The organism is Kitasatospora sp. NPDC053308 (assembly GCF_055585785.1).
In genome coordinates this window covers 1-1391 of sequence record NZ_JBVJJY010000065.1, presented here as the reverse complement: position 1 = coordinate 1391, position 1391 = coordinate 1, and the positions used below count along the sequence as shown (strand labels likewise).

Genomic DNA, 1391 nt, shown 5'->3' with positions numbered 1-1391 from the left:
CACCGGAACGTCTTGCCGGGGTTTCGTCGACGACACCGACCACGCCCCACGCCGCGACGCCTCCACCACACCCGCCACATCCAACTCGGCCACCGCCGTCTTGGGGCGGTCGGCCAGGGCCTCGATCACGACCGCGAGGCGGTCCACGAGCGACTGGGCGGTGGACGGCTCGAACAGGTCGGTGTTGAAGACCAGGTGCCCGGTGATCCGGCCGTCGCGCTCCTCCGCCTGGACGACGAGATCGTAGGGCGTGCTGCGGACCGGCATCGGCGCGGGCCGCATCCGCAGGCCCGGCAGTTCGTAGCGCGGCGGCGTGCCGTTGACCGCCAGGAGCACCTGGAACAGCGGGCTGCGACTGCGGTCGCGCGCCGGACGGACGGCGCGGACGATCTCCTCGAACGGGATTCGCTGGTGCTCCCGGATCCCGTCGACGGCCTCGCGGGCCGTGCGGAGGGCATCGGCGAGCGTGGCGCCCGGGGAGAGCCGCAGGCGCAGCGGCAGGGTGTCGACGAGGTAGCCGACCACGTCCGCGGTGGCGGGGTGGTCGCGGCCGGCCGCGGGGGTGCCGATGGTGACGTCGTACTGGCCGGCCGTCCTGGCCAGCACGATTCCCAGGGCCGTCGCCAGGACGGTGAAGGCGGTCGTCCCGCCGGCCCGGGCCGCGGCGGCGAGGGCGTCGTCGGGCAGCGCCAGGTCGACGGCGGCACCGTGGTACGTCTGCTTCGCCGGCCGTGGCCGGTCCGTGGGCAGGTCCAGCGCCGGGGCGCCGGCCAACCGCTCGCGCCAGTAGCCCAGTCCGGCTTGGGCATCGGCACGCTGCCCGTGGGCGACGTCCGCGTACTGGAGGGGCGGGACGGCGGTGGGCTCGGCGGCCGCGGCGCCGTACCGGGCAGCGATCTCGCGCAGGAGGACGTCGAGCGACCAGCCGTCGGCGATGGCGTGGTGCAGGCTCATGACCAGGACGTGGTGCTGCGGGGCGGTGCGGACGAGCGTCACGTGCCACAGCGGGCCGGTGGTGAGGTCGAACTCCCGCCGGGTTTCCGCCTCGGTCACCGACTGCCAGTCGGCCGTGTCGACGACGGTGAGCGGCACCTCGGGTACGGGTGAGACGACCTGGCACAGCTCGCCGTCCACCTCGCGCAGCGAGGTCCGCAGCACCTCGTGGCGGCGGGCCAGGTGTTCGAGGACCGCGCGGAACGCCTCCGCGTCCAGGTCGCCGTCGACATGGACGGCGCCGCGCACGTGGTAGGCCAGGTTCGCCCCGGCGTCCAGGCGGCACAGGACCCACAGGCGTTCCTGGCCGGTGGATGCGGGCAGGACGAGGGTGCCGTCGGGTCGGGGGACGCGGGGGACGGCCGGGATCGGGGCGAGCCGGTGGCCGCCGGCGGGCA

General features: G+C 75.2%; 1 protein-coding gene. It reads right to left on the bottom strand.

Annotated features, from left to right (window positions below; all coding sequences use genetic code 11):
* Positions 1 to 1391: condensation domain-containing protein (locus tag ACZ6Y7_RS37940; protein WP_465762544.1), on the bottom strand; the 1391-nt coding region annotated here is incomplete at both ends.